This window comes from Desulfobotulus mexicanus, assembly GCF_006175995.1.
GTDB lineage: Bacteria > Desulfobacterota > Desulfobacteria > Desulfobacterales > ASO4-4 > Desulfobotulus > Desulfobotulus mexicanus.
Genome location: NZ_VDMB01000026.1, coordinates 1 through 24,223, shown reverse-complemented (window position 1 = coordinate 24,223; position 24,223 = coordinate 1). Strand labels below are relative to the sequence as shown.

Genomic DNA, 24,223 nt, shown 5'->3' with positions numbered 1-24,223 from the left:
GGCTTCCCGGATGCAGGACAAAGAAAAGGGGATGCGGCCTGATGCCGTGTCCCCTTTTTTAACCGGTTATCAAAATTATTTAATTGAAGGCTTGATCTGAGTAATTCCATTGCGCGAAGGCTTACTACAGGTACAGGTTTCCTTGCATTTGACCTTGGTGTCAACTCTTCTGAGTGCATAACTTCCGGGTGCCTTTTCAATTTCCTTAAAATTACCTTTGCCGGGTATTCTTTTTGCAACCTCTTCACCTGCAAACTCAATGTTCCAATCATGCCAGTCAAGCCACCATGAACCTTCCTTTTTTCCAGCATTTTTGACCCAGTTTACAGGAGAATCAAATTCAAGATCTGCAGCCCTGTAGCCGTACTTATTTTTCACAGGAGGATTAACAACTCCTGCAACATGGCCCGAACCACCAAGAACAAACCTCACTCTTCCTGCAAAAAGAAGAGCTCCTTTAAATGAAGATTTCCACAAAACTATATGATCATCTTCAGTTGCAAGAAAATATGAAGGCGTTTTTATTTTTGAAATATCAATTGGAACGCCACCTATTTTTATTCCACCGGGATCCTTAAGCCTGTTTTCAATATACATATTCTGAAGGTAAAAAGCATACATTCCGGCAGGAAGATTTGTAGAGTCGGAATTCCAGTACAAAATATCAAAAGGAACAGGATCCCGTCCCTTTATATAACTGTTAACAGCATAGGACCATATAAGATCACTTGGTTTCAACATATTAAATGTCTTGGCAAGATGCCTTCCGTCAAGATATCCTACTTTTTTAATATCCTCGGTTATTTTTTTTACCTGAGATTGATCAAGAAAATTCCCAATTTCTCCTGGTTCGGAAAAATCTATCAATGTTGCCATATAAGTAAGGGATGCAAACCTTTGTTGCTTTTTTGACTCAAGATATGCGGCTGTTGTGGCAAGAATTGTTCCACCAGTACAATATCCAATAGCTGAGATCTTTTTAACTTTTGTTATTTTTTCAATCACATCAAGAACTTCAATATGACCTTCAAGCACATAATCTTCATATCTTTTTGAAGCATGCTCTGTTGATGGATTTACCCATGAAATTACAAAAACAGTGTAACCCTGATCCACCAGCCATTTGACCATGGAAATTTTTTCATTAATATCAAGAATATAATATTTATTTATAAAAGGAGGAGAAATTAAAACAGGAATCTTAAAAACTTTATCCGTAGTTGGGGAATACTGAATAAGCTGAAGAATATCATTTTGATAAACAACACTTCCTTTACTCAGTGCAATATTTTCTCCAAGCATAAATGCTGTATCATCTGAAATTCTAATATTAAGACTTCCATCTTCACAGTTTACATCATCTAAAAAATTATCAATGCCCTCAAAAATATTTTCACCTTTATGATCAAAGGTATATTTTAACAGTTCCGGGTTAGTGGCAAGAAAATTGGAAGGTGAAACAGCTTCAAGAAACTGCTTTGTATAAAACTCAACTCTTTTCTTTTTAACAGCCTCAATACCTTCAACATTTGAAACAGCTTCACTTAAGGTTTTCACGTTTAAAAGGTACAAATCTTTCATAAACTGAAAAAATGGAGTTTTATTCCACTCTTCTCCTGAAAATCTTTTATCTTTTTCCTGTTTTTCTTCTTTTTCCTGAGGATCCAATAAGTTTCCTACAATAGATGATGAAACTTCATTATAATCTTTCATCATTTTAAAACTTAGATTTAAAAGATTGCCGGGATTTAGTGCCATTTTTTGAAATACTTCAAAAAAATCAAACATAACCCCAGGTGCAGGAAGCTCACTTTTTACTTTATTTTTTGAAAGAGCATCTACATAACTTTTCTGCTTACTGGTAAATTTGATCATAAGATCATAAATTCTATCCAAATCAAATCCTGATGATGCTATTTCTTTTTCCATGCGCCCCCCAAAAACTTGAACTTTATTATTTTTTAAAACAAAAAACTTATCAGATTCCAAAATTTGCAGATAATAAAGTATCATTAAATAATAAAAAATGCTTTAAAATACATAGTAATGATAACAAATAAGGATAGATCGTGGTTCGTCCCTCACACGATCTATCCTTATTTGTTGGCCTTCAACTACCAATTTCCAGTTAGCCATTAAATCCTCCTGATGGATTTCAACCCTTCTCCGGAACCTTCTTCCCGGCCTGCTGGCTCCCCACCCGCTAATTTTCTAATCTTTCAATCCGGAAGCAGATCATAAAAATAGCGCATGGCATCTGAACGGGAAACAATGCCGATAATTTTACCATCCCGGATCACAGGCAAGCGGCCGATATCATATTTTACCATCACCTTTGCTGCTTCCATGGGGCTTTTTTCCGGACCTATGGTGATGACATTACGGCTCATGAAAGCCTTTACCGGCGACTTTTTCTGGGCCTCTTTTCTTATTTTTCTGAAATCACGGCGGGAGATCACACCGGTCAGCACCCCGTCCTCCACCACAGGAAGCCCTGTGCATCCCTTTTCCTCCAGCACTTCCCAGACCTCATGCATGGGCATGCTGGCCTCAACGGTTTTAACGGGATAACTCATAATATCGCTTAACTGAATGGAGCTCTGCTGATTTCCCTCCAGAAGGGCCATCATCTGATCCACCACGGCCTCAGGATTGACCATGTCCAGCATTGCCGAGCCAGCCGCAGGATGCCCTCCGCCGCCAAGACTTCGCATGATGGACCCCACGTTCAGATCTTCGGTTTTACTCCGGCCGATGACAAAGGTACGCTGACGCTCAAGGTCCGTGAACACCCCAAAGGCAGCATCCACATTCATGATCTCCCTGTACATATTAATTACAACGGAAAGATTGCCCACATGCCCCTCGATCACCATGCGGCTGATGGCAATGCGGTGGCCCTTCACATCCACCTTGGCTGATTCTCCGGCCTGTATCATCTCAAAAAGAATGTCTTTCTGCCGCTCTCCGTAAACAGGGCGAAGAAAGGTGGAGAGTACATTCAGATCCGCCCTGTTTTCCAGAAGATAAGCCGCTGCCAACGCATCCTCGGATTTAGTGGAACTGAAACTCAAATTCCCCGTATCCTCATAAAGCCCCAGCAGAAAGAGGGTGGCCTGCATGGGTGTCAGGCGCATGCCCTGCTCCCGGAGGCGTCTTACCAGAAGAGTTACAGTGGCACCCACAAATTCCCTGCAGGTCCACTGGGGCTGCATATCGCCTTCCGGATGATGATCCCAGAGGATGAGCTCCAGATCCTTATTTTTCTGAAGCCTGCGCAGATGCCCGTCCAGCCTTGCCCAGGATCCCGTATCCACCACAATCAGACGCCGGACCTTATCAAGTTCTGCTTCTTTGGGGAGATAGGTATCAAAGATATCCTTATGAATGGATAAAAAAGCTTTCACATTGGGATTGAGATCGTTGGGCCTTACGGGTACAGCACCCGGATACAAAAGAGTTGCCGCAACCATGGAGGCCACAGCATCGAAATCCGCATTCTTATGGGTAGTGATGATATCCATGACCCTCACATCCTGAAATTCAGTCTATTATGCGCGCCATGCCAGTCAATGCAACCGGCAGTGAGACGGGATTTAAAAATACCGCCTGTCTTCCAGACAAACCTTTTTTCAGCCGGACTGCACTGCTTTCTTATGGAATTTTTTTCATTTCCACAGTCTCAGAAGACATCCTGTCTTCAGATTCCTTACCCTGCCTGTTGTCAGATATAAGTTGTGTCTTTTCTTCTTTACAGGCAATCTGTCCGACTTGCATTTCCAGATGAAGACGCAGACGCTCCAGCTCCAGTCTTGCATCCATGGCCCTTGCCGCCAGACGATAGCGGAGATAAATAAACCAGAAACAAAGACTTAAAACCCCTGTAAAAAGAGCAGCAAAAATCCAGCGGAAACGTAAAACCAGCTCCAAAGCAGAAAGGGCTGCACGGGAAAGCAGGGCAGGCAGCACCCAGAGGGCCAGCACAGAAACAAAAACCAGCCCGCCTACCATAAAAACACCGGGCCTGTCCATGCGGGAAACCACCCTGCCCCAGCTTTCATTTGCAGGATCGCTTTCTGAAGAACCCTCCGGCTTCCCCGAAAAAAGAGAACGCCATACTTTGACAAAAAAAGCCATAAAAAGAACCAGCCCCACAGGCACACCAATGGCAGCAAACAGCCAGGCTGTCATGGGAAAAGGTATTTCCTGGGCAATAAGCCGGGTATGATAGTTTTCCAGAGGACCAAAATTCTGTTCAAAATAATAGCGGTCAAAACGGGTAAGGGTATCTCCCCTTGTCTCGTAGATGATAGCTCCTTCACTGTTTTGCACCTGCAGCCAGGACTTTTTGCCCGATGTGTTCCACGCAACAGCAAAGACTATAACTTCTCCAAATACGAGAAGAACCAAAAGAACCAGTACAAACTTTCGGGACAGTCCGGATGACGGCATGGTCTGGGGCATAAATACCCTCCTCATAATAAAAAACAAAAGACAGACAGATCTTAATGATCTGCCTGTCTTTTCTTAACATAGCCCCATGCCCCGGACAATATCTCTTGGATAAAGCCCCGTTGAAAATCCTGTCAGAGTTCTGCCATACAGCTCATCTATTAGCAATCCTTCCGTCCCACTGAAAAATGGAAGTTCTCGGGGCAAGGAAAACCCGCATCTCCGCCGTTGCCATACCTTCAGCATAGGCAACTTCCATAATCTGAGCACCCCGAACATAGGCACGGGTTTCTGCAACAATCCTGTCATGGCTCATGTCCCCTTCACCGGACATGGTGTAGGAATCCAGAATAAAACCTGCTATCCTCTCCGAAAGCTGTCTGTAACCGTCGAGTACAGCAGCCCGTTCCGCATTATAGCGCCGTCTGGCAGGAGAACCTTCTTCCGGTGCAAGGCCCTGACCCCGAACACGAACTACAATTTTTGCAGCAGCTTCTTCTGCCTCCACACCGGGAACAATATTGGCCGAATGCACGGCAGCGGTTTTATGCCACAGAACCTGATTCCGGGTGGCACATCCACCCATAATAATCACCAATACCAGAACTAACAAAGCCATCTTGCAGATGTGACAAGAACTCCCCTTTTGTTTTTCCATGCACCCTCCGGATCTGAATGTTACCAGCATACTTATTGATGTCATGTCTTTCCTGTATGTTTTCTTTTTCTTCAATCTTTATTTCATTCAGATAACAAAGACAGGGAATCAGCCCTTTGCCCATGGCACCACCCTGTTCCGAATATTTTCTTGCTTTTTTAACCATCTCCATTCAAAAATACACACGACTGCAAGGCGGTTATAACCCTGATCGACCGGAAGATCCATTTTCTTTAGCTGCGGAAATAAAAAAATGAAAAAAGCCCTGCACTCACCTTATATATATTTCTCATCTCTGATTTTATTCCTGCTCCTCTGCATCTCCTGTGCTAGGCCTTATTACCATCAGAGCTCAGGTCCCTTTTTGATCCGGCTTGAACAGGACAACAGAAATGGTATACAGAGTGAAAGTCGGCTGATCATGTTTCCGGCACCGGAAGAATACCGAACGGACAACTGGAAAATACAGACTGTTTCCGTAAAAATTCCGGAGCAACCCGGCGAAGATGGCAGAATGCTGGCACTTAAAACAGCATGGGAAAGACTGCTCATTGAAGAGGGAACCCGGAGTATCACAGGCCGGAGTGAATCCTTTGACCGCCACCTTCAATCCAGACTGACCCTGCGTTATGAAGGTGTTATTACTGAACCCATACGCATTATTTCCTTTGTCCGGGAAAATGATCACCTTCATTTAACCCTTGAAACAAAATTTTCACCTCTGGCTTTCCCGGAGGACTGGGAAAAACTCAGAAAAAAGAGAACGAGAAAAGAAAATATCAAAGACATCCTTTCCGTTTTTCAATAAGCTTCTGAATATTTGTAAAAGGTAACGGTTCAACACATTTTTTCAGAAACACCAACGGTTTAATTTCACAAGTCTAATGCCGTTACAAGGCACCCTGGCTATTGCAAGTGACATTGCAATCGTTTCGGATCAGAGCTTTGAAGGCCTGTGCGCCTGCCTGACTGGTATGTTACTTATAAAACCATAGTAATCAAAGACTTAAAAAGTTACAGAGGAGCATATATACCATGATAGCCGTTGTGCAGCGTGTCCGTTCCGCTGAAGTCCGCATTGATGACATTATTGAAGGAAAAATTGATCATGGCCTTCTCATTCTTCTGGGAGTTGCAAAGGAAGACAGCCAGGAAGACAGCACCTTTCTTGCGGATAAAATTGTTCATTTAAGAATATTTGAAGATGAAGAAGGAAAAATGAACCACTCTCTTGTGGACATTTCAGGGGAAATTCTTGTGGTGTCTCAGTTCACCCTGCTTGCGGACTGTCGCAAAGGCCGCCGCCCCTCCTTTACGGATGCGGCAAAACCGGAAACAGCCATCCCCCTTTACCAGCATTTTGTGGAATCATGCAAAAACAGAGACATCAGGGTTGAGACGGGAAGATTTCAGGCCAACATGGATGTATCCCTTATCAATGAAGGCCCTGTAACCCTTACCCTGGACAGCCGGATGCGCAACAGATAAAAACCTGATGCATGAGAAAGGATAAACCATGCGTTTTTTTAATATTTTAATATTCTTTCTTCTATCCATACCCCTGACCTCTGCCGCAGAAAAACAGACGATTCAAAAGGCATGGATTCTGGAGACTCCGGGGGGAGAAATTCTCAGCTCCACAAATCCGGATGCCACCATGACCCCTGCATCTATTCTTAAAATTCTTACATCCCTCTATGCCCTGGAGACACTGGGACCGGATTACCGCATCACAACACCTGTAAGCAGAGACAGGGATAACTTCCTCGTGATAAAAGCCAGTGCCGATCCCCTGCTGACCTCCAACCCCCTCAGAGACATGGTTACCCGACTGGCGACAGCCACACCGGAACGGAATTTTAAAGGTATCATCATTGATATCTCCGCCTTTGAAAAGAAACTGCCTGTGGATGGCATAAGCCCCCTTTCCCAAAGAAGCTACAACGCCCCCCTTACACCCTTTGCCGTAAACTTCAACTCCGTTTCCTTTAAAACAGAAAAGGGACATTTCGTTTCCTCAGAAAACGAAACCCCCTTTTTACCCATGGTGCTGGCTCCAGTCAGGGCATCACGCCTTGCATCGGGACGCATCGCCCTGCCATCGGACAATGACTTTCCCATGCACTATGCCGCTGCCATGGTCCGATACTTCCTTGAAGATGCAGGATTCACCTTTGAAGAATCTAAAACAGATTTCAGATATGAAAATCCTGAGATTCCGGACATCCTGCTTCTGGAATATTCCTCACCCTTTACCGTTACAGACATTGTTCATCAACTCATGGCCTTTTCCAATAATTACGTGGCCAACAAACTGCTGCTGGCAACAGCCTTAAAGGATACAGATCATAGCGGCCCCTTAAGCCTTGAAAAAGCAGGAATTTATTTCTCGGACTTTATAAAAAACAAACTCGGAATAGAGGGCTTTGTGGTTGAGGAAGGTTCAGGGCTATCAAGGAAAAACCGGATAACAGCAAAAGAAATGCTCAAAGCCCTTCACGCCTTCAGCCCATATATGAGCCTGATGCGCAGGGAAAATCAGGGCTGGTTTAAAACAGGTACCCTCTCCGATGTCAGAACACGGGCCGGTTACCTGAGGGGACCCAATGGCTGGTATCCCTATGTTATCATGACCCAGGGAGAAAACGAAGCCTACCCCCTTTACCTGAATATTTTGAGAAAAGAAGCCAGAACAGGCCGGAGCCTCAGCAGCTCCGGTTCCGGGATGGCGCCTGACAATCCGGCCATAAATTAAGACAGGATCTGATTCCCGGAGGCTTTCATCCATGAAAAGCTTAAAAAATCGTAATTATTCAGCACAGTTTATTCCGAACTGCCAATGCTGTAATAATTGCAGCAGCTTCGTACTGTTGCAAGGCTCCGTGGCTATTTGCAAGTGACATTGCAATCGTTTCGGATCAGAGTTTTGTCCAGCACTCAAGCCATAAACCCAGAGCCTGCGATGAAAACAATGGGCTTTTGCAAGCTTGAGTGCCGGAGTGCTAATAAAAGCGGCAAACTGTCTGAGCCGCCACAAGGCAGCGTGCTTAAGATTGCCCTGGTAATCAAAATGCTTATCCTGCCTGTGGCGGGGAGTTTTTGCCGCTTCCGCACAGGCCAATAAGCCCTAAGAATAAGATTGCGTCACTGGCAAATAGCCTGGGGCCTGTGCATCTGTCTTGCAGGTATGGTACTTGGAAAACTGTGCTGAACAATAAAAAATCAGAGATTCTTTTTCTGCTCCCCGGAATCATCCTTCGGGACAGATTCTTTTTTTCCGGGCTTATAGAACTGCCATTCCTTGTTAACAATGAGACGGGCACCCCGGTTAAAGGTAAGATAGGCCCCGGCCCATTGCAACACCACAAAAAGCCTGTTTTTAAAGCCCGCAAGAAAATAAATATGGATGAAAAGCCAGGTGATCCAGGCAAAAAAACCAGAGAAACGAATTCTGCCGACTTCCACCACAGCCCGGCTTCTGCCTATGGTCGCCATCTGTCCTTTATCAAAATACTGAAAATCCCTGCGTGGTTTTTCTGCTATATCACAAAGTATATTACGTGCAATATGACGACCCTGATGCAGTGCCACCGGAGCAACCCCGGACAATGCCTCAGAAGCCCCTTCCGGCTTGAAAGCCGCCTGATCCCCACCCACAAATATTTCAGGGTGTCCCTCAATGCTCAGATCCTGTTTCACACCGACCCGCCCCAGCCAGTCTGTCTCCTGACCAAGGAACTGATTCATTTCCGAGGCCTGTATGCCCGCAGCCCAGATCACCGTAGCCGCCTGTATACGCTCCTTGCCAATGGTCACGCCTTCGGAATCCACAGCCTCAACCCTTTTGGATGTCCAGACCTGAACCCCCAGAGATTCCAGATCCCTTGTGGCCCTTGCAGAAAGATCCGGATGATATGCAGGAAGAATACGCTCGCCAGCCTCCACCAGAATAACCCTTGTCAGTTTTGGATCAATATTTTTAAAATCCTTGGAAAAGGTATACCTGCTCATCTCACCGATGGCTCCGGAAAGCTCCACCCCTGTTGTACCACCGCCTACCACCACAAAGGTGAGCTGCTTCATCTTTTCTTCAACGTTATCTGTAGATTCCGCCTTCTCAAAAGCATAAAGAATCCTTCTGCGGATTTCCGTGGCCTGTTCTATTGTTTTCAGGCCCGGAGCCAGTGGCTCCCATGCTTCATTACCAAAATAGGTATGTTGGGCTCCACAGCCTAGAACAAGATAATCATAGCTGGTACTGCCAATACTGGTTTCCACCTTTCTGGCATCCCTATCAATGGATAAGGCTTCTGCCTGAAGAACCCGCACATTGGGATAAACTGAAAGCAGACTGCGCAGAGGGGCTGCTATTTCAGCAGGGCTGAGTCCAGCCATGGCAACCTGATAGAGAAGTGGTTGAAAAAGATGATAATTTTTACGGTCCATCAGGGTAACCCTGACTTTACCCGATTTCCCAAGGATTTTTGCCGCATTGAGGCCCACAAAACCTCCACCTACAATAAGCACATGTTTCATAAGTATTTTCACCCCCTGCTTTCCAGTATACCGTTAAGAAAGCCCTGTCTGTATTTTCCTGTCTTTGGCAAAATCATCATATTTGTGTATTGTAATTTGGAAAGGGATTTTTGTCATCCAGAGACTTTCACAAAAAAACAAAAAGCCTTTTACTCATGTCAAAACAAAAGCGGTCTTTCATAAAGCCCTTTTAAAAAAAATATTATATGGGTTCAGAAAGAAAGGCTTTCAATGAATACTCTTATTTTTTACCGGGACTGGATTGCCTGCCCGTCCTGCGACCGCCTGCACATCAGGCCCCGTCTTCTGCCGGGTCATGTAGCTCTCTGTAAAAGCTGCGGTACCCGCCTGACAGGAAGATGCATGTATGGCACAGCCCTGCCTCTGGCTCTCTGCCTCACAGCCCTTGTGGGCTGGATCATTGCCATGACACTTCCTTTTATTGCCATAGGATTTGGCGGGCAGCACCAGACCATTTCCCTGCCATCTGCAGTTATAATCCTGACACAGCATAATATGCTGCCACTGGCCATTTTTACGGGGCTTCTTCTAATTGCCGCACCGCTTATTTCCATTCTCCTCTTAATCTACCTGCTTTTTTTTCTCTATCATAAAACAAAACCTCCCTTTTACCGCTTTATGCTCAAAGCCTTTTCCCGCATCCGTTTCTGGGATATGACAGATGTTTATCTTATCAGCATTATTGTAGTACTGGTAAAGGCCATGCATATGGCAGATATTCAGCTTCTCCACGGATTCTGGGCCTTCTGCATTCAGGTGTTTTTCATCCGCTTTTCCTTTCTGGTCATCCCGGTCAGGGATATGTGGCAGCGACTGAGCCGCCCCGGCCTTAACCCAGCACCCCTGCCGGGAAAACGGGCCATTGCAACGGGTCTTGTTCCCTGCCATACCTGCACCCGCATCCATAAAACAGGACAAAAACGCTGCACCCGTTGTGCAAGCCCCCTTCACAACCGGATTCCCCAGAGTATCAACCGTACCTTTGCCCTGACCATAACCGCTTTTATCCTCTATATTCCGGCTAACCTCTATCCCATCATGATTACGGAAAACCTTGGAACAACCATTTACAGTACCATTATTGGCGGTGTGATTCTCTTATGGGAAACAAAGGCCTATGCCGTTGCCTCCATTGTTTTTTTTGCCAGCGTTTTCATTCCTCTGGCAAAACTGCTGGCCCTCCTATATCTCACAGGCAGCGTATATTTCCGGAAAAAAAATTATCCGAATGACCTTACAAAAATATATAAAATCACAGAATTCATAGGCAAGTGGTCCATGGTGGATGTTTTTGTGGTCGCCACTCTGGCCGCCATGATACAGATGGGAAGCCTTGCCACCATACAACCCGGCATTGCAGCCACTGCCTTTGCCGCCATGGTTGTAATCACCCTTTTTGCCGCAGAAACCTTTGACCCCAGACTGCTCTGGGATTCAACTCCTCAGGGGAAAAACAATGAACAGTCCTGAAAATGAACTTCCGGAAATCACCATGGCGAAAAACCGCTTCTGGATCTGGCTGATTCCCCTTGCAGCAATGCTCATGGGTGGCTGGCTCCTTTTCCAGCACTATGCCCAGCGTGGTGTTCTCATAACCATAAGTTTTGAAACCGCATCCGGCCTTGTGACAGGCAAAACCCAGCTCCGCTTCAAGGATCTTTCCATCGGCACCGTGGAAAGCCTTGAGCTTTCACAAGATCTTTCCCATATCATGGTGCATGTCCGCGTTACGAGGGAGGTTCTGCCCTATCTCACGGAAGACAGCCGCTTCTGGGTAGTCCGTCCCCGCATCGACAGACAGGGCATATCCGGACTGAATACCCTTCTTTCGGGAGCCTATATTGCCATAGAGCCGGGAAGCGGAAAACCGGCAACGGTTTTCACAGGGCTTGAGAATCCGCCCATAACCCCTTCTGAAACACCGGGGCTGCGCATTCTCCTCGAAACCGATTCCGGCGGCATTGAGGTGGGCACCCCTGTCTATTTCAGAAAAATTCACGCAGGAACCGTGGAAGCTCGAACCATCCTTGGGAATCATGACAAAATTCTTCTCGATGTTTTCATAAAATCTCCCTACGACACCCATGTTACAGCATCCAGTCGTTTCTGGCGGGACTCGGGCATTGATTTTTCCTTTGGTGCAGACGGTATTCGTTTTCAATCAGAATCACTGGAGTCTATGCTGGTGGGTGGTATTGCCTTTGACAATCCCGATCCCGAAGCCAGCCCTGCAAAAAACGGAGATGAATTTCATCTTTTTCCAAGCTTCAGGGAAATCAGATCCAGATCCATGCAGATGGGGAAAAAATTTATCCTCTACTTTGACAGTTCCATACGGGGCCTGAATCCCGGTGCTCCCGTGGACTATAAAGGTGTACAGATCGGTGAGGTTCTAAGTGTCAGGCTTTACTATGACAAAGACAGCGACAATATCAAAATCCCCGTTAAAATATCCATTCTTCCGGAAATACTAATGGGAAATAACCATTCAGAAGCAGAAACACAACTTGTGGAAATGCTGGAAAAGGGACTTAAGGCCAGACTTGAAATGGGCAACATGCTTACAGGTCAGCTTTTTATCTCCATGGAAATGGACAGCGAAAACCCTTCAGGTAAACTATCCTATAACAAAGAAGGCTTTCCCGTCATTCCCACCCTTCCCCATCCCTTTACACAGCTTGCGGGAAAAGCCATTGCCATATTAGACCGTATTCAAAAGCTCCCCATGGAAGGTATTGCTGAAAATACTATTGAAACCATGAAAGAAGCACAGGCCATGCTGAAAGGCCTGCAGGAAATTCCTGAAGATATCAAGCCCCTGCTGACATACAGCCAGGAGGTCCTTACCGCCATTCATACAACCCTTGAAGGTTTGAATGAAGGCCTTGACGGAATGAAACCGGGAAGCCCCCTGTACAGAGATCTGAGTCAGGCGGCAAGGGAGCTTGCTGAATCAGCACGGGCCATCCGTATCCTTGCAGAAAGCATAGAAGCCAGACCTGATACACTGATCTACGGGAAATAAAATGTACTGAAAAATTAGAATAAAACGAAAAACAAGGAGACATTTCATGAGAGTTAAGAAAGCAGCTTTATTTAAAAAAATAAATATTTCTGATTTCTTATGCAATAAGGTATGCGGATTTCCAACACCCCTCTACCTGATACTTTTTGCATTGCTTATTTCAGGCTGCACGGCCACGCCCCAGCCAAGGGTTTATCATCTGGGTATCAGTACCCCCCCGCTTATAGAAAAAAACGAAAAGACAGAAATCCTTGTCATAGAAACAACAAATCTGCCAAGGCATCTTGATCGGCCGCAGCTCATTACCAGAAGCTCTGAAAACGAAATTATCATCCATGAACAGGAGAGATGGGCAGCAGCACTGGATCGTCTGTTCCGGGAATCCCTTGCAGCAAGGCTGGATGCAGCCCTTCCGGACTTCCGTGTAATTCCTGTGGATATCAGCGGTGCCTATGGAGGAGCAAATCAGCGAATACGTATACAGATACTCGATTTTTCATCGGATATAAATGGAAATGTCCGGCTTCTCGGAACCTTTGGTATTATTCGAAAATCAGCTGTTGAGAGGGAAGAAGCCTTTGAGGTGCAGGTCATGGCAGAAGACAGCAGTAAAGGTGCTGTAATAGCGGCCCATGATATTGCCATGGGTATACTTACAAGAAAAATCATTAAGATGATTCATCCCTGATTTTTCCTTGACAGGCTCAAGGCTTAATAGTAATCATTATCAGAAATTTAAAGCGGGTATCCACTTTAAATGGTCAGTCAGTGCAAGGAGCCGTCTTTTGGAAAAAAAAACAGAAAACAAACTGGGTGCCATACGCCTGAGTACCCAAAGACGTATTATCCTTGAAGAGGTGCTGAACACAAAAAAACATCCAACAGCAGACGCCATTTACCAGAATGTAAAGCACAGGCTGCCCCGCATAAGCCTTGGCACCGTATACCGCAATCTTGAAAGCTTAAGCGAGAACGGCTATATTCAAAGAATTGATACAGGGACTGGCCCAAGGCGCTACGATGGCAATACAAATCCCCATGTGCATATACGCTGCACCTGCTGCGACAGCCTTGGGGATATTAATGAAACGGATCTTTTGGAGAAACTTCTTTTACAGGATCTGAAAACAGCATACCAGATACACGAAGTTATTGTTGAAATCAGGGGATTATGCCCGGAATGTCAGAAACACGATTTTCCCCAAGGCCTCATCAAAAATCCCCTTTCAGTGGAACCATAATAAAATGAACCTTCAATTTATCAAAGGAGAGATGCGTAATGAAATCTATTAAAGGAACACAGACTGAAAAAAACCTTCTGACAGCTTTTGCAGGTGAATCCCAGGCAAGAAACCGCTACACCTATTTTGCAGCACAAGCCAAAAAAGAAGGCTATGTTCAGATTGCGGCCATTTTCGAAGAAACTGCCAATCAGGAAAAAGAACATGCAAAGCGTTTTTTCAAATTCCTTGAAGGCGGCGAAGTGGAAGTACGCTGGAATTTCCCTGCAGGAGTTATCGGCAGCACCCTTGAAAACCTCAAAGCAGCCGCCCAGGGGGAGTATGAAGAATTCACCTCCATGTATCCCGGATACGCAAAAACTGCCCGTGAAGAAGGTTTTGAAGCCATCGCCGTTGTCTTTGAAAAAATCTGTATCGCCGAAGAACATCATGAAAACCGTTACAATGCCCTTGCAGCAAATATAGAGGCAGGACGGGTTTTCAAAAGAGATCCTGAAACCACCTGGGCCTGCCGCAACTGCGGTTATGTGCACACAGGGGACAATGCACCTGAAATGTGTCCTGCCTGTGCCCATCCCCAGGCACATTTTGAAATGAAACCAACCAACTACTAAACTACCATAATCCTGATTCGGGTCATTATTCCTGAAAAAGACATGATGGTATAGAGATAGAATACCGAAAGCCTCCTGATATCAGGAGGCTTTTCTTTTCTGCTCCATCACAGGCATACGAAGAAACGGCTTTAAAAACTGCCAGCATACAAAACACCCAGCTCCACTGCATGCAGCCAGAATACCAATAACCCGTACTTTATCCGTCCAGTCCAGAGAGATAAAGAACATGGAAAAAGCCCCCATGACAAAATAGATAAAGATCAGAATTGAAGAAGCGCTGCCCGTATCCACATCCACCTGTTCCAGGGCAATATTATTGGATGGCGGACGGCTTAGACCTATACAGAAAGTAATCAGAGCCATGGGAAGGGCCATCTGCATGGCTCCCGGCAGGGGCAGAAAAACAAGGGCCATTCCCCCAGTAAAAATTCCGCAGAACCCTATACTCATAAGTCGCATGCCGCCTGCCTTCCGAACCAGACGTGAACAGCAGAAAGAACCAACCATAAAACAGAAGGCATTGGCACCAAATAAGACCCCAAACTGACTTTCGGAGAGTCCCATGGTGCTGATATAAATATCCGAGGACCCACCAATAAAGGCAAAAAGAGGAAGCCCCACAAGGGAAATAACCATTACAATACTCAAAAAACGACGGTTTTTGATCACGCCCATATAGCGGCGCATGAAAGAAACCTGAATTCCAGGAGTTCTCTGCAGAGACTCCCGCATCATGGCCACGCCACCCAAGGAAATCAAACCAAGAATACCCTGAGAAACAAAAATCCAGGGCCATGTCAGGCGAATCATGATAAGCCCTCCGATCACAGGGGCAATCATGGGTGCCAGTGCAGTGATAATGGCCACATGGGCCATGGCCTGTTCCCTTCTCTGTCCGGGGATACGGTCCTTAATGATGGCCAGTGCAATGGCAGATGCAGCGGCCGCCCCGGAAGCCTGAAGAACACGATAGGCAATCAGGTGATAGATCGATGGAGCAGAAGCACAAAGAAAAGAGGCCGCAACATAAATCACGATACCCGCAATAAGGGGCGGTTTCCGGCCAAAGCGATCTGAAAGGGGACCATAAACCAGAAGAAAAAAACAGTAAGTGACAAAAAAAGCCACAAGGGTCAGATTGACAATACTCAGGGGCTGATTCCACTGAGCCTGCAGGGTGGGAAGGGCCGGAAGATACATATCTGTTGCCAGGGGAGGAAATGCCGATAAAAGAGCAATCAGAGCTATGATACGCCCGAAACCATCTTTTTTCATGGCAGGGGGCCTAAAAAATTACGAATACCTGTGAAGATAATCTGAGCTGCAATGGAAGCAACAAAAAGTCCTGTCAGCTTGGTAAGTATGGAAAGCCCGAGACGACCAAGGATACGCTCCACACCACCTGCGGACCAGAGCAGGGCACCAACGGAAAATGCAGCAGCCGTAAGGGACATACAGGCAGTAATTTTTTCTGCCACCGTCTCATATCCTGTTCCCATAACAAGAAGGGCACCTATGGTTCCGGGACCTACGGTAATGGGTATGGCCAGGGGCACAACGGAAAAATCCCCTTCATTCACGGGAGGAGGCGTGCCAGGTGCAGGTCCCCGTACAAGGGTCACGGCCGATAAAAAAAGAATTGCACCTGCCCCAATGCGAAAGGCATCAATGGTGATACCAAATACAAGAAAAATATAATGACCGAAGAAAAAAAGCACAAAGGATGCCACAAGAACCGCAATGGTTACCTTGCCGGCAATTTTACGGCGCTCATTTTTTCCCATACCCGCTGTCATGGAAAGAAATACCGAAAGAACAAAAAAGGGAGTCAGCAATAAAAATATCTTAAGGTAAAGATGGACAAAAATCTGCAGCATGGTACTCCATGGGGAAAAAATCTGATGCCCGCATTTGTTCAGCTATGCATATCTGAATCATAAAAAACAAGTCCTATGGGCAGATCTTTTGCCTGCCCACACTAAAAAAACAGTTCCTGTACAGGTTTTCAGGAGATAATCTTTTCAAGTTTTTCGGCAATGGACTCTGCTGTAAAGGGTTTTACCACATAATTAGAAACCCCCGCCTGCACAGCTTCAACCACATTCTGTTTCTGGGCTTCCGCCGTGACCATCAAAAATGGGATATTCTTATAGGCCGGATCGGAACGAACCTTTTTTAACAGTTCAAGGCCTGTCATCTTAGGCATGTTCCAGTCGGAAATAATAAGGTCAAAGCTGTTTTTAGAAAGGGCTTCAAGGGCTGTTGTGCCATCATCTGCTTCGGTTATATTAGTAAAGCCCAGCTGCTTGAGAATATTTTTCAGTATGCGCCGCATGGTGGCAAAATCATCTACTACAAGGATTTTAATTGAAACATCCATTGTCTTTCAATCCCTCCTGATTCCCGCATAACTTCATAATGACGGGACAATGATATTAGTGCAAACCGATTCGGATACAGGCATCATCAATCACATTACAGATCCCCTGCGACCTTATTGCAATGCCGCAGCACAAAATATTTAATCTACAGAACTGATAATTATAGCAAGTCTGATTTTTTGGCAAGCATCTTTACTTGTCCGGTACAGGGGATATCTTAAAATATGTTTTTCTCTCCATGCCAGTCTATAAATACACAAAGATGCACATCATAATAAATTTAAAAAAAGAAACGGTGGAAGCCATAAAGGTTCTTCCACCGTTCTGAAATTCGGCTCAAAGTGGGCGAGCCATACAGGCAGGGTAATGATGGGGCTCACTTTGTGAGATTTTAGATATGACGTTATGGCAGGATATTTATGATCCCGAATCTTTCAACCAAACTGACTTATTCGGAATTCTTTTTAATTATCAATGCAATAAAAACATAAAGCCTGCTATTTCCTGTACCCAGTATACACATGTGGTCGGGAAGACTGGATTCGAACCAGCGACCCCAGCGTCCCGAACGCTGTGCTCTACCAGGCTGAGCCACTTCCCGACAACAATCGATACCTTTACATGACAAAAAAACGACTGTCAATATTTTTTATGCCTGTTTTTATACCCTGAATCAGGGATTTTTTTATCCGTTAAAAACAGATCAGCCGATGGTGTTTTTGATAATTCCGATCAGTTTTTCCGGATCAAAAGGCTTATCCAGATAGGCAATGGCCTTGTTAATGGAAAGATGCCGGCTCTGCATACCGGAAATCACGATTACCGGAATCTTCGCATACTCAGGATTTTTAGTCATGCGTCGGTAGAACCTTGGACCCCATTCATCGGGCATTTCCAAATCTAAAGTAATAAGATCCGGCTTTTCCTTTTCCAGAAGCTCCGAAGCCTCAGGGCCCGATGCTGCACCACAGGCCTCATAGCCATTATCATTGAACACATTCATCAGATATTTACGGATAATGGGGTCGTCATCCACCACCATGATTTTTTTAAGCATGCCTCACCTCCTCCAGTGGGATACACTATCCCGGGCCGGATAATTTTTATTACATTGGCCCGGGCATCCAGAATTGACAACCCGGATACATACAAACTGCCTGACGGATCAAAACCCGATACCATAAATCAGACAGAAAATCAGGGTTTCTCATGACACCCGGCACAGGTTACAGGACCTGCCTGCTGCTCAATGTGACAGCTCCGGCACTGCTGATGATAGGCTTCTATCAGGGGCATGATATCCCCGCCCTTACCCATATGACACTCAGAACAGCTCAACCCTTCGGAAGATTCAAATTCAATCAGAACTCCATCTTCATAATAATGGTGGCAGGTGGCACAATCCGTGACACCCGGTGCCTCCATATGCATATCATGGTCAAAGGCAACAGTTCCACGGGTTTTACGCTCAAAGGCCGGGTCCGTCACCGTGCCCTCATCAATACCTGAAAAGGCATTCAGAGAAAACACAATCAGGCCAAGGATGCCGAGAACAGATAGAAAAGCAAGGGATTTTTTAAGCATATACACTCCTTCATGTCTCATTCTGGCTTCTCCATGACTTCATAGATGATATCACCGAAAAACTTCAGCTCCATTTCCACGCCATAGTGGTGAATAATGTCTTCCAGACCACCATGGCAGTTATGGCAGGGAGCAATTACAACCTCCGCACCCATGGCCTTGGCATCAAAAAGCTGCTTTGCCTTCACGGAGTTTGCTTCCACCCGCTTATCCTTAAAAGGAGGACCGCAGTTAATGATACCGCCTCCGGCATTGCAGCAGATGTTATGCTCCCGGTTGGGAGTCATTTCCACCACGGTTTCACAGAGAGCATGGGCAAGCTCCCTTGCCTTTTCGTAAAGCCCCATACCCCTTGCAATATTGCAGGGGTCATGCAGGGTGATGGGCTGGGCAAACTTTTTAAGAATGCGGATTTTTCCGTTACAGACAAGGTCATGATAAAACTCAACGGCATGGATAACGGGAATGGGCGGCATCTTAAAGCCCAGCCAGCGGTTACCCACATCATATACGGAACGGAAGGCGTGACCACACTCGCCCATGACTATCTTTTTCACCCGAAGTTTTGCGGCAGCCTCAAAATGGGCTCGCTTATTACGGCCCATCATCTCATTATCTCCACTGAACATGCAGAGATCAGAGTTATCCCAACCCGGAGAACCGGGCATGGTCCAGTCCGAGCCTGCGGCTTCAAAAATCATGGCTGCCTGATAAATAAGCTGGGCGCGGAATTTTGGTTCAGGACCGATTACAGAATAGAAGATGTCAGAGCCTTCCTTATCCACGGGGATACGGATATCCGGCGCTTCATCCCTGGCCTCCTCCTCCTGCCAGAACAGGGTATCCACCCACTCATCTCCGTTGATCCACATCTGATTGAAATGCACTGACTGGCTGTGGGCCGTATCCTGCATATAACGGGGCACTACACCAAGAAGATGACAGATGCGGCGCACAAGGGTCATCAGATATCCGACATCTATGCCAAAGGGGCAGTAAAGCACACATTTTTTACAAAGATTGCACTCACTATAGGCCACCATGGCAGCTTCCCGGATAAAATCCTTAGAAACCTTCCCTTTTTTCTGCATCATAACGCCAATGGTCCGCTTCACCTTACCCGCAGGAGAAAGCTTAGGATCCCGGTTCATGGATACAAAATGATGGCAGGCGTCGGAGCAGAGACCGCAGTGTACACAGGTCCTTGCATAGGTTTTCAGGCGTGCACCTGCTTCACGGTTCAGTACACGCTGAATAACGGACTCTATCCGTTCCGGCGTAAGACGGGCAAGGCCCGCCTCAATGCCTTCATCCACAATATTCTTTTTTACCTTTACCGTCTGCTGTGTCATGGCGCCTCCCTTACCAGTCCCGGGCATGGCGGATGCCGCCGAATTCAGAGCCCATATAACCGCGAGTCATGAAAAATAAAACCATATGCCCCAAACGCGTAAAGGGAATGGCCAGAAGAAGTATTTCTCCGGAAAGCATATGGAGAAGGGTAACCCACTCAGCAGCCCACCATCCCTTGTATGCCCAGATACCCGTGAAAAATGGAAGAGCTATCAACAGGAGAATCAAATAATCAGAAAGGGTTGTGAGATAACGAACCTCAGGCAGTATAAGTCTCCGGCCCAGAAAAAAAACCAGAGCAAGGAGTACGGCCCAGCTCATCCATTCCACAAAAACATCCGGCAGGGTTGGCCAGGAAAGACCGAAGGCTTCATAAACCATCAGCATATGGGCAAAAATGAAAAAGGGCATCACCACCATACCTAGATGAAATACAAAGGTCACCAGAGTCATAATGGGATGGCGACGCATATTCACCGTTGAATAGGGTGTAAGCCATCTCAGAATGGAACGCAGGGCATAGCGGGGATGAAAATATTCAATTACCATCCGGTCCGATGCCGTCTGCCGCACCGCCATAACAATGCGGTACACACAGCCAAGGACAAAGCCTGTGATGGCAAGCACAGCCAGAGGACCGGCAATGATGGTATAAAGGGTTTGCAGGGTCATGGAACCTCCTTTATCAAGTTCCGGGAACGGTTTTTAAAGTACCTGGTCCCGACAATTTCAGCGATTAAACGAAAAAATCTTTCGTTCGTTCACACATGACTCAGCCGATTTCCAGCACTTCCCGGAAGACCTTGCCTGCGCCTCCTTCACCGCCCACACCACGGATCAGCACCAGCTTTCCATCGGGACTGAATACCGGGTCGCAGGCAAAATCAAGATCTGAAACCATGGCTTTTCCATTCACATACACAGCATACCGGCCTTTGTCCCGCACACGGCATCCCACATGGGCACTGTCCGGAGAAAAAACCGGAGTCCAAATCTGTTCAAAACGATGATCCCAGGCCTTGTCGTCACAGGCAAGGGTCCAGGCATGACCGCTTTTACCCGTACATGCCAGACGCCTGCCATCCGGGCTGAAAACAGGATCCATAACCATATCCCCGAACCGCAGCCCCCAGACCCTGCCGTTATCCACCATCGTCCATTTGCCGAATTCAGGAGCACAAACCCCTGCCACCCTTCCGGATACGGGATCTTCAACAAGCTGCCATAGCTGGGTAAAAGCCTGGGACCACAAAGGAGCACCATTTACCACAAGCTGCCATTTTCCAGCGGAACGTCCCGGCACAGCCACCCTGCCGTCTTTCAGAAACAGGGGCTCCCACAAACCGTCAAAACGCTGATTCCAGCTCTTACCGTCCACGACCACCGTATAATCATAGAGGCTGGAACGCGCCGCTGCGGCAACATGTTGACCATCTGCTGAAAAACGAACATCCCAGAGATTCACAAAATTCTGGTGCCAGCTTTCTCCATTAACGGCAACGGTAAAACATCCGCTCTGGAACTTTTCTATGTCCCCTTCCTGCAGAGCCACGGTCTGCACCACGGCAGCCAGCTTATCTCCGGACGGAGCCATGGCAAGATCATTTATGGCAAAAAAGGTCTTTTCCCATATTACTCCGTTAAGTACCGCAGCATACTGCCGTCCCTGCTGTACAGATGCAGCAATGTGGCTGCCATCAGAGCTTTTCAGGGGAGTCCAGAGGAAATCAAAACTCTCTTCCCAGGTTTCATCATCCACAGCCATGGACCAGGTGCCCATTTCCGCAACCAGCGCAGACAGACGCTGATCTGCACCATAGTTAAGCTTCCATATTTTATCCCAGCGACCTTCCCACAGCCCCGTTTCGGAAACAATGGAATACTCTGCCTCATCCGTGCGCACAATGGCAGCAGCCCCTTCACCATCGGGGCGGATTACAGGCTCCTCCATATAACCATACTCATTTTTCCACTGGTTCAGATCCGCCACAATACGGCGACCTGCCTGCCAGTCCCATTCTGCTTTCGAAATTGTTTTCTGCTTCATCGGCGCATCTCCTCAGGAATGCGATGGGTTAAAAAAACCATCGGCTGGATTGGAATGCAGAACGCACCGCTTCCGGCACATCCGCAGACGCCACTCTTGATGCTGATAATAAAAGCAAATAACGGGCCATAAGATTCTGAAACAGGCACCCACAGCCTAAAAACTGTCTTCAAAAAACAGGAGAACAGACCTGCACCTGCTTCCTTTAAAAAAAATCACCCATGGTACATAAATTTCATGGAATACACAGGACTGGGGCAAAAAAGAAGACAAAAACTTTAAAACAGGACCTTGAAAAGAGGCTGGTTTTTCGGACAAATACAAAACAGTCCTGTTTTCAGGACTCGTAAACCGGAAATAAAACCCTGAAATTTAACTGCCCAAAACACTACCCTGCGTGCGTTCTTCAGATTTTTCAACAATCTCAAGCCGTGCTTTGGGAATACGCAGGGTAAATACCGTTCCTTCTCCGGGGGAAGAAGTCACACGTATCTCACCTCCATGCTGATGGATGACACGGCTTGTGATAAAAAGTCCAAGCCCTGTCCCACTGCGGCCCTTGGAGGAAAAAAAGATGGTAAACATACGCCTGCGGGTTTCCTCATCCATTCCGATACCCGTATCCCGGATCTCAATTAGAATCTCACTGCCATCATCGGATTCCTGCCCATGCATTTCAATACGGTGACTTTCCTTTGTGGCATCTGCCATACAGGCATCCAGGGCGTTTTCCAAAAGATTGATCAGGGCAGTCCTGAATATTCCCGCATCCACATCAAAAAAATCAAGGCCAGAATCAAAATAAGAAACAAAGGATATTCCCTGTATCCTGATTCTTGGGGCCATGGTCTGAAAGACATCCTCCAGAAAACTCATGGCATCCATACGCTCCCAGTCCATGGGCCTGTCCTTGGCATACAGGAGTATATCCAGCACCAGACTCCGCAGACGATCTGTAATATGTTTGACCGCTTCAAAGCCCTCTTCCATATCTTCCGTACTGTTCTTGCGGAATCCGGAACTCATGAGATAAATTCCACCATCCATGCCCGTCAGAAGCCCTTTAATACTATGGGAAAGAGTACTGATCATCAGCCCCAGATGGGAAAGATGCTCCCTTTCCCTGTAAAAATTGGTGATATCCGTACTCACCATCATAACTTCATTAAAACTGCCACTCTCATCATACACAGGGGCTGTCCACACAAGGAGCTGAACCTCTTCCCCCTTTCGGTTGATCATAAGCATCTCCGACTGATGGGGGTTGCCGTCCTGTATGGTTTTTTTCAATGGGCAGCTGGGGCAGGGTGCCGAACGGACCTGGGGATCATCCCTGTACACCATGTAACAGGGGAGCCCGGCCTTCACACCAAAATCCTTCTGAAAACGACGGTTAACCGCCCGGATGTTGCACTCCTTACCCTGAATGGTGATATAGCAGGGCGAATTGTGGAAAAAGCGCTCCATCCGTAAAAGCTCCTGCTCATTTTTTACCCGCAGAAAATGCCTCCGCAGCAAAGCGTGGATTTCCCAGGACTTAAGGGGCGTGAAAAGAAGATCCACAGCTCCCCTGTCCATGCACCGCAGCATTGCCTCTTCCTGTTTCGGTTCTCCGAGAATAACAATATTGCAGTGGTCCGAAAGACTGCGTACACGGTCCTGCAGAGCTTTGGCCAGCACAGGATCCGAAGGCATCTGCCAGATAACAATATCCGCATCCCAGGTAAAGGGTTCAGCACTTCCAGGAGGATAGACATGAAGATTCACATCCTTATCTTTCAGAAATGAAGACAGAAGCGGCAGATGCTCTTTATCTCTGGGTATCCACATTATGCTCAGAGCCATAAGCGCTATTCCATAAAAAAATCATAAGTATTGATTTAAGGACTTTTTTCTGGTGTCCTGTTCTACCAGATGGTTTCAAGCTGATACCATGCAAAAAATCAGCCACACAATCAAGATACCTGCTTTGTTTTTACAGAGATTTCAAGATTAGGAGTTACGCAGTTGCCTCAAAAGTCCAAGCTGGGTGCTCCATATATTTCCTGACAGCATCCCTGATAATTCTGTATTTGAGTTCAAAACAGCTGAGGCCTGTCTTGAAACTGAAGACCGAAAAACGCAAGAATGTCCTTATTGCAAGTCCGATATGATTTCTTTGAGCTTTGGCAGCTCTTACATGAGAGCGTTCCACTCCACAGAACTGTTTAAGGTTACGATGATACTCTTCGATTTTCCATGAAAATTCAGACAGTTGAAGTCGCTTAAGATCATCCATATCAAGATGGTTTGTTGCCCAGTATTAAAT

At 46.3% G+C, this 24,223-nt stretch carries 22 protein-coding genes, 1 tRNA gene and 1 pseudogene; 8 read left to right on the top strand and 16 right to left on the bottom strand.

All coding sequences use genetic code 11. The annotated features are described in order from the left end of the window. Positions 1-75: 75 nt before the first annotated feature. From phaC to FIM25_RS14555, 4 genes are all read right to left on the bottom strand, one after another. A complete protein-coding gene (gene phaC, locus FIM25_RS14570) occupies positions 76-1,929 on the bottom strand; it encodes a class I poly(R)-hydroxyalkanoic acid synthase (protein ID WP_179953414.1) in 1,854 nt (617 codons plus the stop codon). A gap of 290 nt (positions 1,930-2,219) precedes the next feature. Further along, on the bottom strand, positions 2,220-3,524 hold the full coding sequence (locus FIM25_RS14565) for a CBS domain-containing protein (RefSeq protein ID WP_139450590.1): 1,305 nt from the start codon (positions 3,522-3,524) through the stop codon (positions 2,220-2,222). A gap of 130 nt (positions 3,525-3,654) precedes the next feature. Continuing rightward, positions 3,655-4,464 carry a hypothetical protein gene (locus tag FIM25_RS14560; RefSeq protein WP_139450589.1) on the bottom strand — a complete coding sequence of 270 codons (810 nt, stop codon included), beginning with the start codon at positions 4,462-4,464 and terminating at the stop codon, positions 3,655-3,657. A gap of 142 nt (positions 4,465-4,606) precedes the next feature. Then, positions 4,607-5,155, bottom strand: a complete 549-nt coding sequence (locus FIM25_RS14555; RefSeq protein WP_139450588.1) for a hypothetical protein — start codon at positions 5,153-5,155, stop codon at positions 4,607-4,609. 319 nt (positions 5,156-5,474) lie between these two features. Between FIM25_RS14555 and FIM25_RS14550 the strand changes: the two genes are divergently transcribed. The 3 genes from FIM25_RS14550 (at position 5,475) to FIM25_RS14540 (ending at position 7,865) form a co-directional block, all read left to right on the top strand. Continuing rightward, the gene (locus FIM25_RS14550) at positions 5,475-5,918 is read left to right on the top strand and encodes a hypothetical protein (protein ID WP_179953413.1); all 444 of its coding nucleotides are present in this window, start codon (positions 5,475-5,477) and stop codon (positions 5,916-5,918) included. Positions 5,919-6,145: 227 nt separating this feature from the next. Beyond that, complete coding sequence (dtd, locus tag FIM25_RS14545) at positions 6,146-6,598, top strand: D-aminoacyl-tRNA deacylase (protein WP_139450586.1); 453 nt, start codon at positions 6,146-6,148, stop codon at positions 6,596-6,598. Between the two features lie 28 nt (positions 6,599-6,626). Beyond that, positions 6,627-7,865, top strand: a complete 1,239-nt coding sequence (locus FIM25_RS14540) for a D-alanyl-D-alanine carboxypeptidase (protein WP_139450585.1) — start codon at positions 6,627-6,629, stop codon at positions 7,863-7,865. 467 nt (positions 7,866-8,332) lie between these two features. Here FIM25_RS14540 and FIM25_RS14535 read toward each other — a convergent pair whose 3' ends face one another. Next, on the bottom strand, positions 8,333-9,646 hold the full coding sequence (locus FIM25_RS14535; protein ID WP_139450584.1) for an NAD(P)/FAD-dependent oxidoreductase: 1,314 nt from the start codon (positions 9,644-9,646) through the stop codon (positions 8,333-8,335). A 231-nt stretch (positions 9,647-9,877) separates the two neighbouring features. Between FIM25_RS14535 and FIM25_RS14530 the strand changes: the two genes are divergently transcribed. The 5 genes from FIM25_RS14530 (at position 9,878) to rbr (ending at position 14,547) form a co-directional block, all read left to right on the top strand. Further along, on the top strand, positions 9,878-11,137 hold the full coding sequence (locus FIM25_RS14530; RefSeq protein WP_139450583.1) for a PqiA/YebS family transporter subunit: 1,260 nt from the start codon (positions 9,878-9,880) through the stop codon (positions 11,135-11,137). Further along, entirely contained in the window at positions 11,124-12,692 is a 1,569-nt protein-coding gene (locus FIM25_RS14525) for a PqiB family protein (protein ID WP_139450582.1), read from the top strand. The genes FIM25_RS14530 and FIM25_RS14525 overlap by 14 nt, the downstream gene beginning before the upstream one ends. A 46-nt stretch (positions 12,693-12,738) precedes the next feature. Then, the gene (locus tag FIM25_RS14520; protein ID WP_139450581.1) at positions 12,739-13,380 is read left to right on the top strand and encodes a PqiC family protein; all 642 of its coding nucleotides are present in this window, start codon (positions 12,739-12,741) and stop codon (positions 13,378-13,380) included. Between the two features lie 97 nt (positions 13,381-13,477). After that, the gene (locus FIM25_RS14515) at positions 13,478-13,933 is read left to right on the top strand and encodes a Fur family transcriptional regulator (RefSeq protein WP_179953412.1); all 456 of its coding nucleotides are present in this window, start codon (positions 13,478-13,480) and stop codon (positions 13,931-13,933) included. A 38-nt stretch (positions 13,934-13,971) separates the two neighbouring features. After that, complete coding sequence (gene rbr / locus FIM25_RS14510; protein ID WP_139450579.1) at positions 13,972-14,547, top strand: rubrerythrin; 576 nt, start codon at positions 13,972-13,974, stop codon at positions 14,545-14,547. Positions 14,548-14,628: 81 nt separating this feature from the next. Here rbr and FIM25_RS14505 read toward each other — a convergent pair whose 3' ends face one another. The 11 genes and pseudogenes from FIM25_RS14505 to FIM25_RS17925 form a co-directional block, all read right to left on the bottom strand. Then, positions 14,629-15,825, bottom strand: coding sequence for a multidrug effflux MFS transporter (locus FIM25_RS14505; protein ID WP_139450578.1), 1,197 nt, complete (start codon positions 15,823-15,825; stop codon positions 14,629-14,631). Further along, complete coding sequence (locus FIM25_RS14500) at positions 15,822-16,427, bottom strand: MarC family protein (protein WP_139450577.1); 606 nt, start codon at positions 16,425-16,427, stop codon at positions 15,822-15,824. The genes FIM25_RS14505 and FIM25_RS14500 overlap by 4 nt, the downstream gene beginning before the upstream one ends. A 128-nt stretch (positions 16,428-16,555) precedes the next feature. Further along, entirely contained in the window at positions 16,556-16,930 is a 375-nt protein-coding gene (locus FIM25_RS14495; protein ID WP_139450576.1) for a chemotaxis response regulator CheY, read from the bottom strand. Positions 16,931-17,455: 525 nt separating this feature from the next. Next, positions 17,456-17,532, bottom strand: a tRNA-Pro gene (locus FIM25_RS14490). 102 nt (positions 17,533-17,634) lie between these two features. Beyond that, positions 17,635-17,988 (bottom strand): DVU0259 family response regulator domain-containing protein, encoded by a 354-nt coding sequence (gene divK, locus FIM25_RS14485; protein WP_139450575.1) that lies wholly within the window; start codon positions 17,986-17,988, stop codon positions 17,635-17,637. Between the two features lie 140 nt (positions 17,989-18,128). Beyond that, positions 18,129-18,515: an acidic tetraheme cytochrome c3 TmcA gene (gene tmcA, locus FIM25_RS14480; RefSeq protein WP_179953411.1), complete on the bottom strand. Its 387-nt coding sequence runs from the start codon at positions 18,513-18,515 to the stop codon at positions 18,129-18,131. 17 nt (positions 18,516-18,532) lie between these two features. Beyond that, on the bottom strand, positions 18,533-19,867 hold the full coding sequence (tmcB, locus tag FIM25_RS14475) for an electron transfer complex ferredoxin TmcB (RefSeq protein WP_139450573.1): 1,335 nt from the start codon (positions 19,865-19,867) through the stop codon (positions 18,533-18,535). 10 nt (positions 19,868-19,877) lie between these two features. Continuing rightward, a complete protein-coding gene (tmcC, locus tag FIM25_RS14470; protein ID WP_246052219.1) occupies positions 19,878-20,540 on the bottom strand; it encodes a TmcC family electron transfer complex membrane anchor subunit in 663 nt (220 codons plus the stop codon). A 100-nt stretch (positions 20,541-20,640) separates the two neighbouring features. Then, positions 20,641-21,915 carry an electron transfer complex subunit TmcD gene (gene tmcD, locus FIM25_RS14465; RefSeq protein WP_139450572.1) on the bottom strand — a complete coding sequence of 425 codons (1,275 nt, stop codon included), beginning with the start codon at positions 21,913-21,915 and terminating at the stop codon, positions 20,641-20,643. 372 nt (positions 21,916-22,287) lie between these two features. Beyond that, positions 22,288-23,760, bottom strand: coding sequence for a two-component system sensor histidine kinase NtrB (locus tag FIM25_RS14460; RefSeq protein ID WP_139450571.1), 1,473 nt, complete (start codon positions 23,758-23,760; stop codon positions 22,288-22,290). A 154-nt stretch (positions 23,761-23,914) separates the two neighbouring features. After that, positions 23,915-24,217: pseudogene (locus tag FIM25_RS17925) on the bottom strand (IS701 family transposase); the annotation flags it as partial. Positions 24,218-24,223: the final 6 nt, after the last annotated feature.

What these genes read in the sequence shown, in the direction of transcription:
- FIM25_RS14540 (WP_139450585.1), top strand. Translation starts at nt 6,627, where the DNA reads ATGCGTTTTTTTAATATTTTAATATTCTTTCTTCTATCCATACCCCTG.
- tmcB (WP_139450573.1), bottom strand. Translation starts at nt 19,867, where the DNA reads ATGACACAGCAGACGGTAAAGGTAAAAAAGAATATTGTGGATGAAGGC.
- FIM25_RS14560 (WP_139450589.1), bottom strand. Translation starts at nt 4,464, where the DNA reads ATGCCCCAGACCATGCCGTCATCCGGACTGTCCCGAAAGTTTGTACTG.
- FIM25_RS14535 (WP_139450584.1), bottom strand. Translation starts at nt 9,646, where the DNA reads ATGAAACATGTGCTTATTGTAGGTGGAGGTTTTGTGGGCCTCAATGCG.
- FIM25_RS14495 (WP_139450576.1), bottom strand. Translation starts at nt 16,930, where the DNA reads ATGGATGTTTCAATTAAAATCCTTGTAGTAGATGATTTTGCCACCATG.
- tmcC (WP_246052219.1), bottom strand. Translation starts at nt 20,540, where the DNA reads ATGACCCTGCAAACCCTTTATACCATCATTGCCGGTCCTCTGGCTGTG.
- rbr (WP_139450579.1), top strand. Translation starts at nt 13,972, where the DNA reads ATGAAATCTATTAAAGGAACACAGACTGAAAAAAACCTTCTGACAGCT.
- FIM25_RS14530 (WP_139450583.1), top strand. Translation starts at nt 9,878, where the DNA reads ATGAATACTCTTATTTTTTACCGGGACTGGATTGCCTGCCCGTCCTGC.
- FIM25_RS14500 (WP_139450577.1), bottom strand. Translation starts at nt 16,427, where the DNA reads ATGCTGCAGATTTTTGTCCATCTTTACCTTAAGATATTTTTATTGCTG.
- FIM25_RS14505 (WP_139450578.1), bottom strand. Translation starts at nt 15,825, where the DNA reads ATGAAAAAAGATGGTTTCGGGCGTATCATAGCTCTGATTGCTCTTTTA.
- divK (WP_139450575.1), bottom strand. Translation starts at nt 17,988, where the DNA reads ATGCTTAAAAAAATCATGGTGGTGGATGACGACCCCATTATCCGTAAA.
- FIM25_RS14520 (WP_139450581.1), top strand. Translation starts at nt 12,739, where the DNA reads ATGAGAGTTAAGAAAGCAGCTTTATTTAAAAAAATAAATATTTCTGAT.
- FIM25_RS14555 (WP_139450588.1), bottom strand. Translation starts at nt 5,155, where the DNA reads ATGACATCAATAAGTATGCTGGTAACATTCAGATCCGGAGGGTGCATG.
- FIM25_RS14525 (WP_139450582.1), top strand. Translation starts at nt 11,124, where the DNA reads ATGAACAGTCCTGAAAATGAACTTCCGGAAATCACCATGGCGAAAAAC.
- tmcD (WP_139450572.1), bottom strand. Translation starts at nt 21,915, where the DNA reads ATGAAGCAGAAAACAATTTCGAAAGCAGAATGGGACTGGCAGGCAGGT.
- FIM25_RS14565 (WP_139450590.1), bottom strand. Translation starts at nt 3,524, where the DNA reads ATGGATATCATCACTACCCATAAGAATGCGGATTTCGATGCTGTGGCC.
- dtd (WP_139450586.1), top strand. Translation starts at nt 6,146, where the DNA reads ATGATAGCCGTTGTGCAGCGTGTCCGTTCCGCTGAAGTCCGCATTGAT.
- FIM25_RS14460 (WP_139450571.1), bottom strand. Translation starts at nt 23,760, where the DNA reads ATGGCTCTGAGCATAATGTGGATACCCAGAGATAAAGAGCATCTGCCG.
- phaC (WP_179953414.1), bottom strand. Translation starts at nt 1,929, where the DNA reads ATGGAAAAAGAAATAGCATCATCAGGATTTGATTTGGATAGAATTTAT.
- tmcA (WP_179953411.1), bottom strand. Translation starts at nt 18,515, where the DNA reads ATGCTTAAAAAATCCCTTGCTTTTCTATCTGTTCTCGGCATCCTTGGC.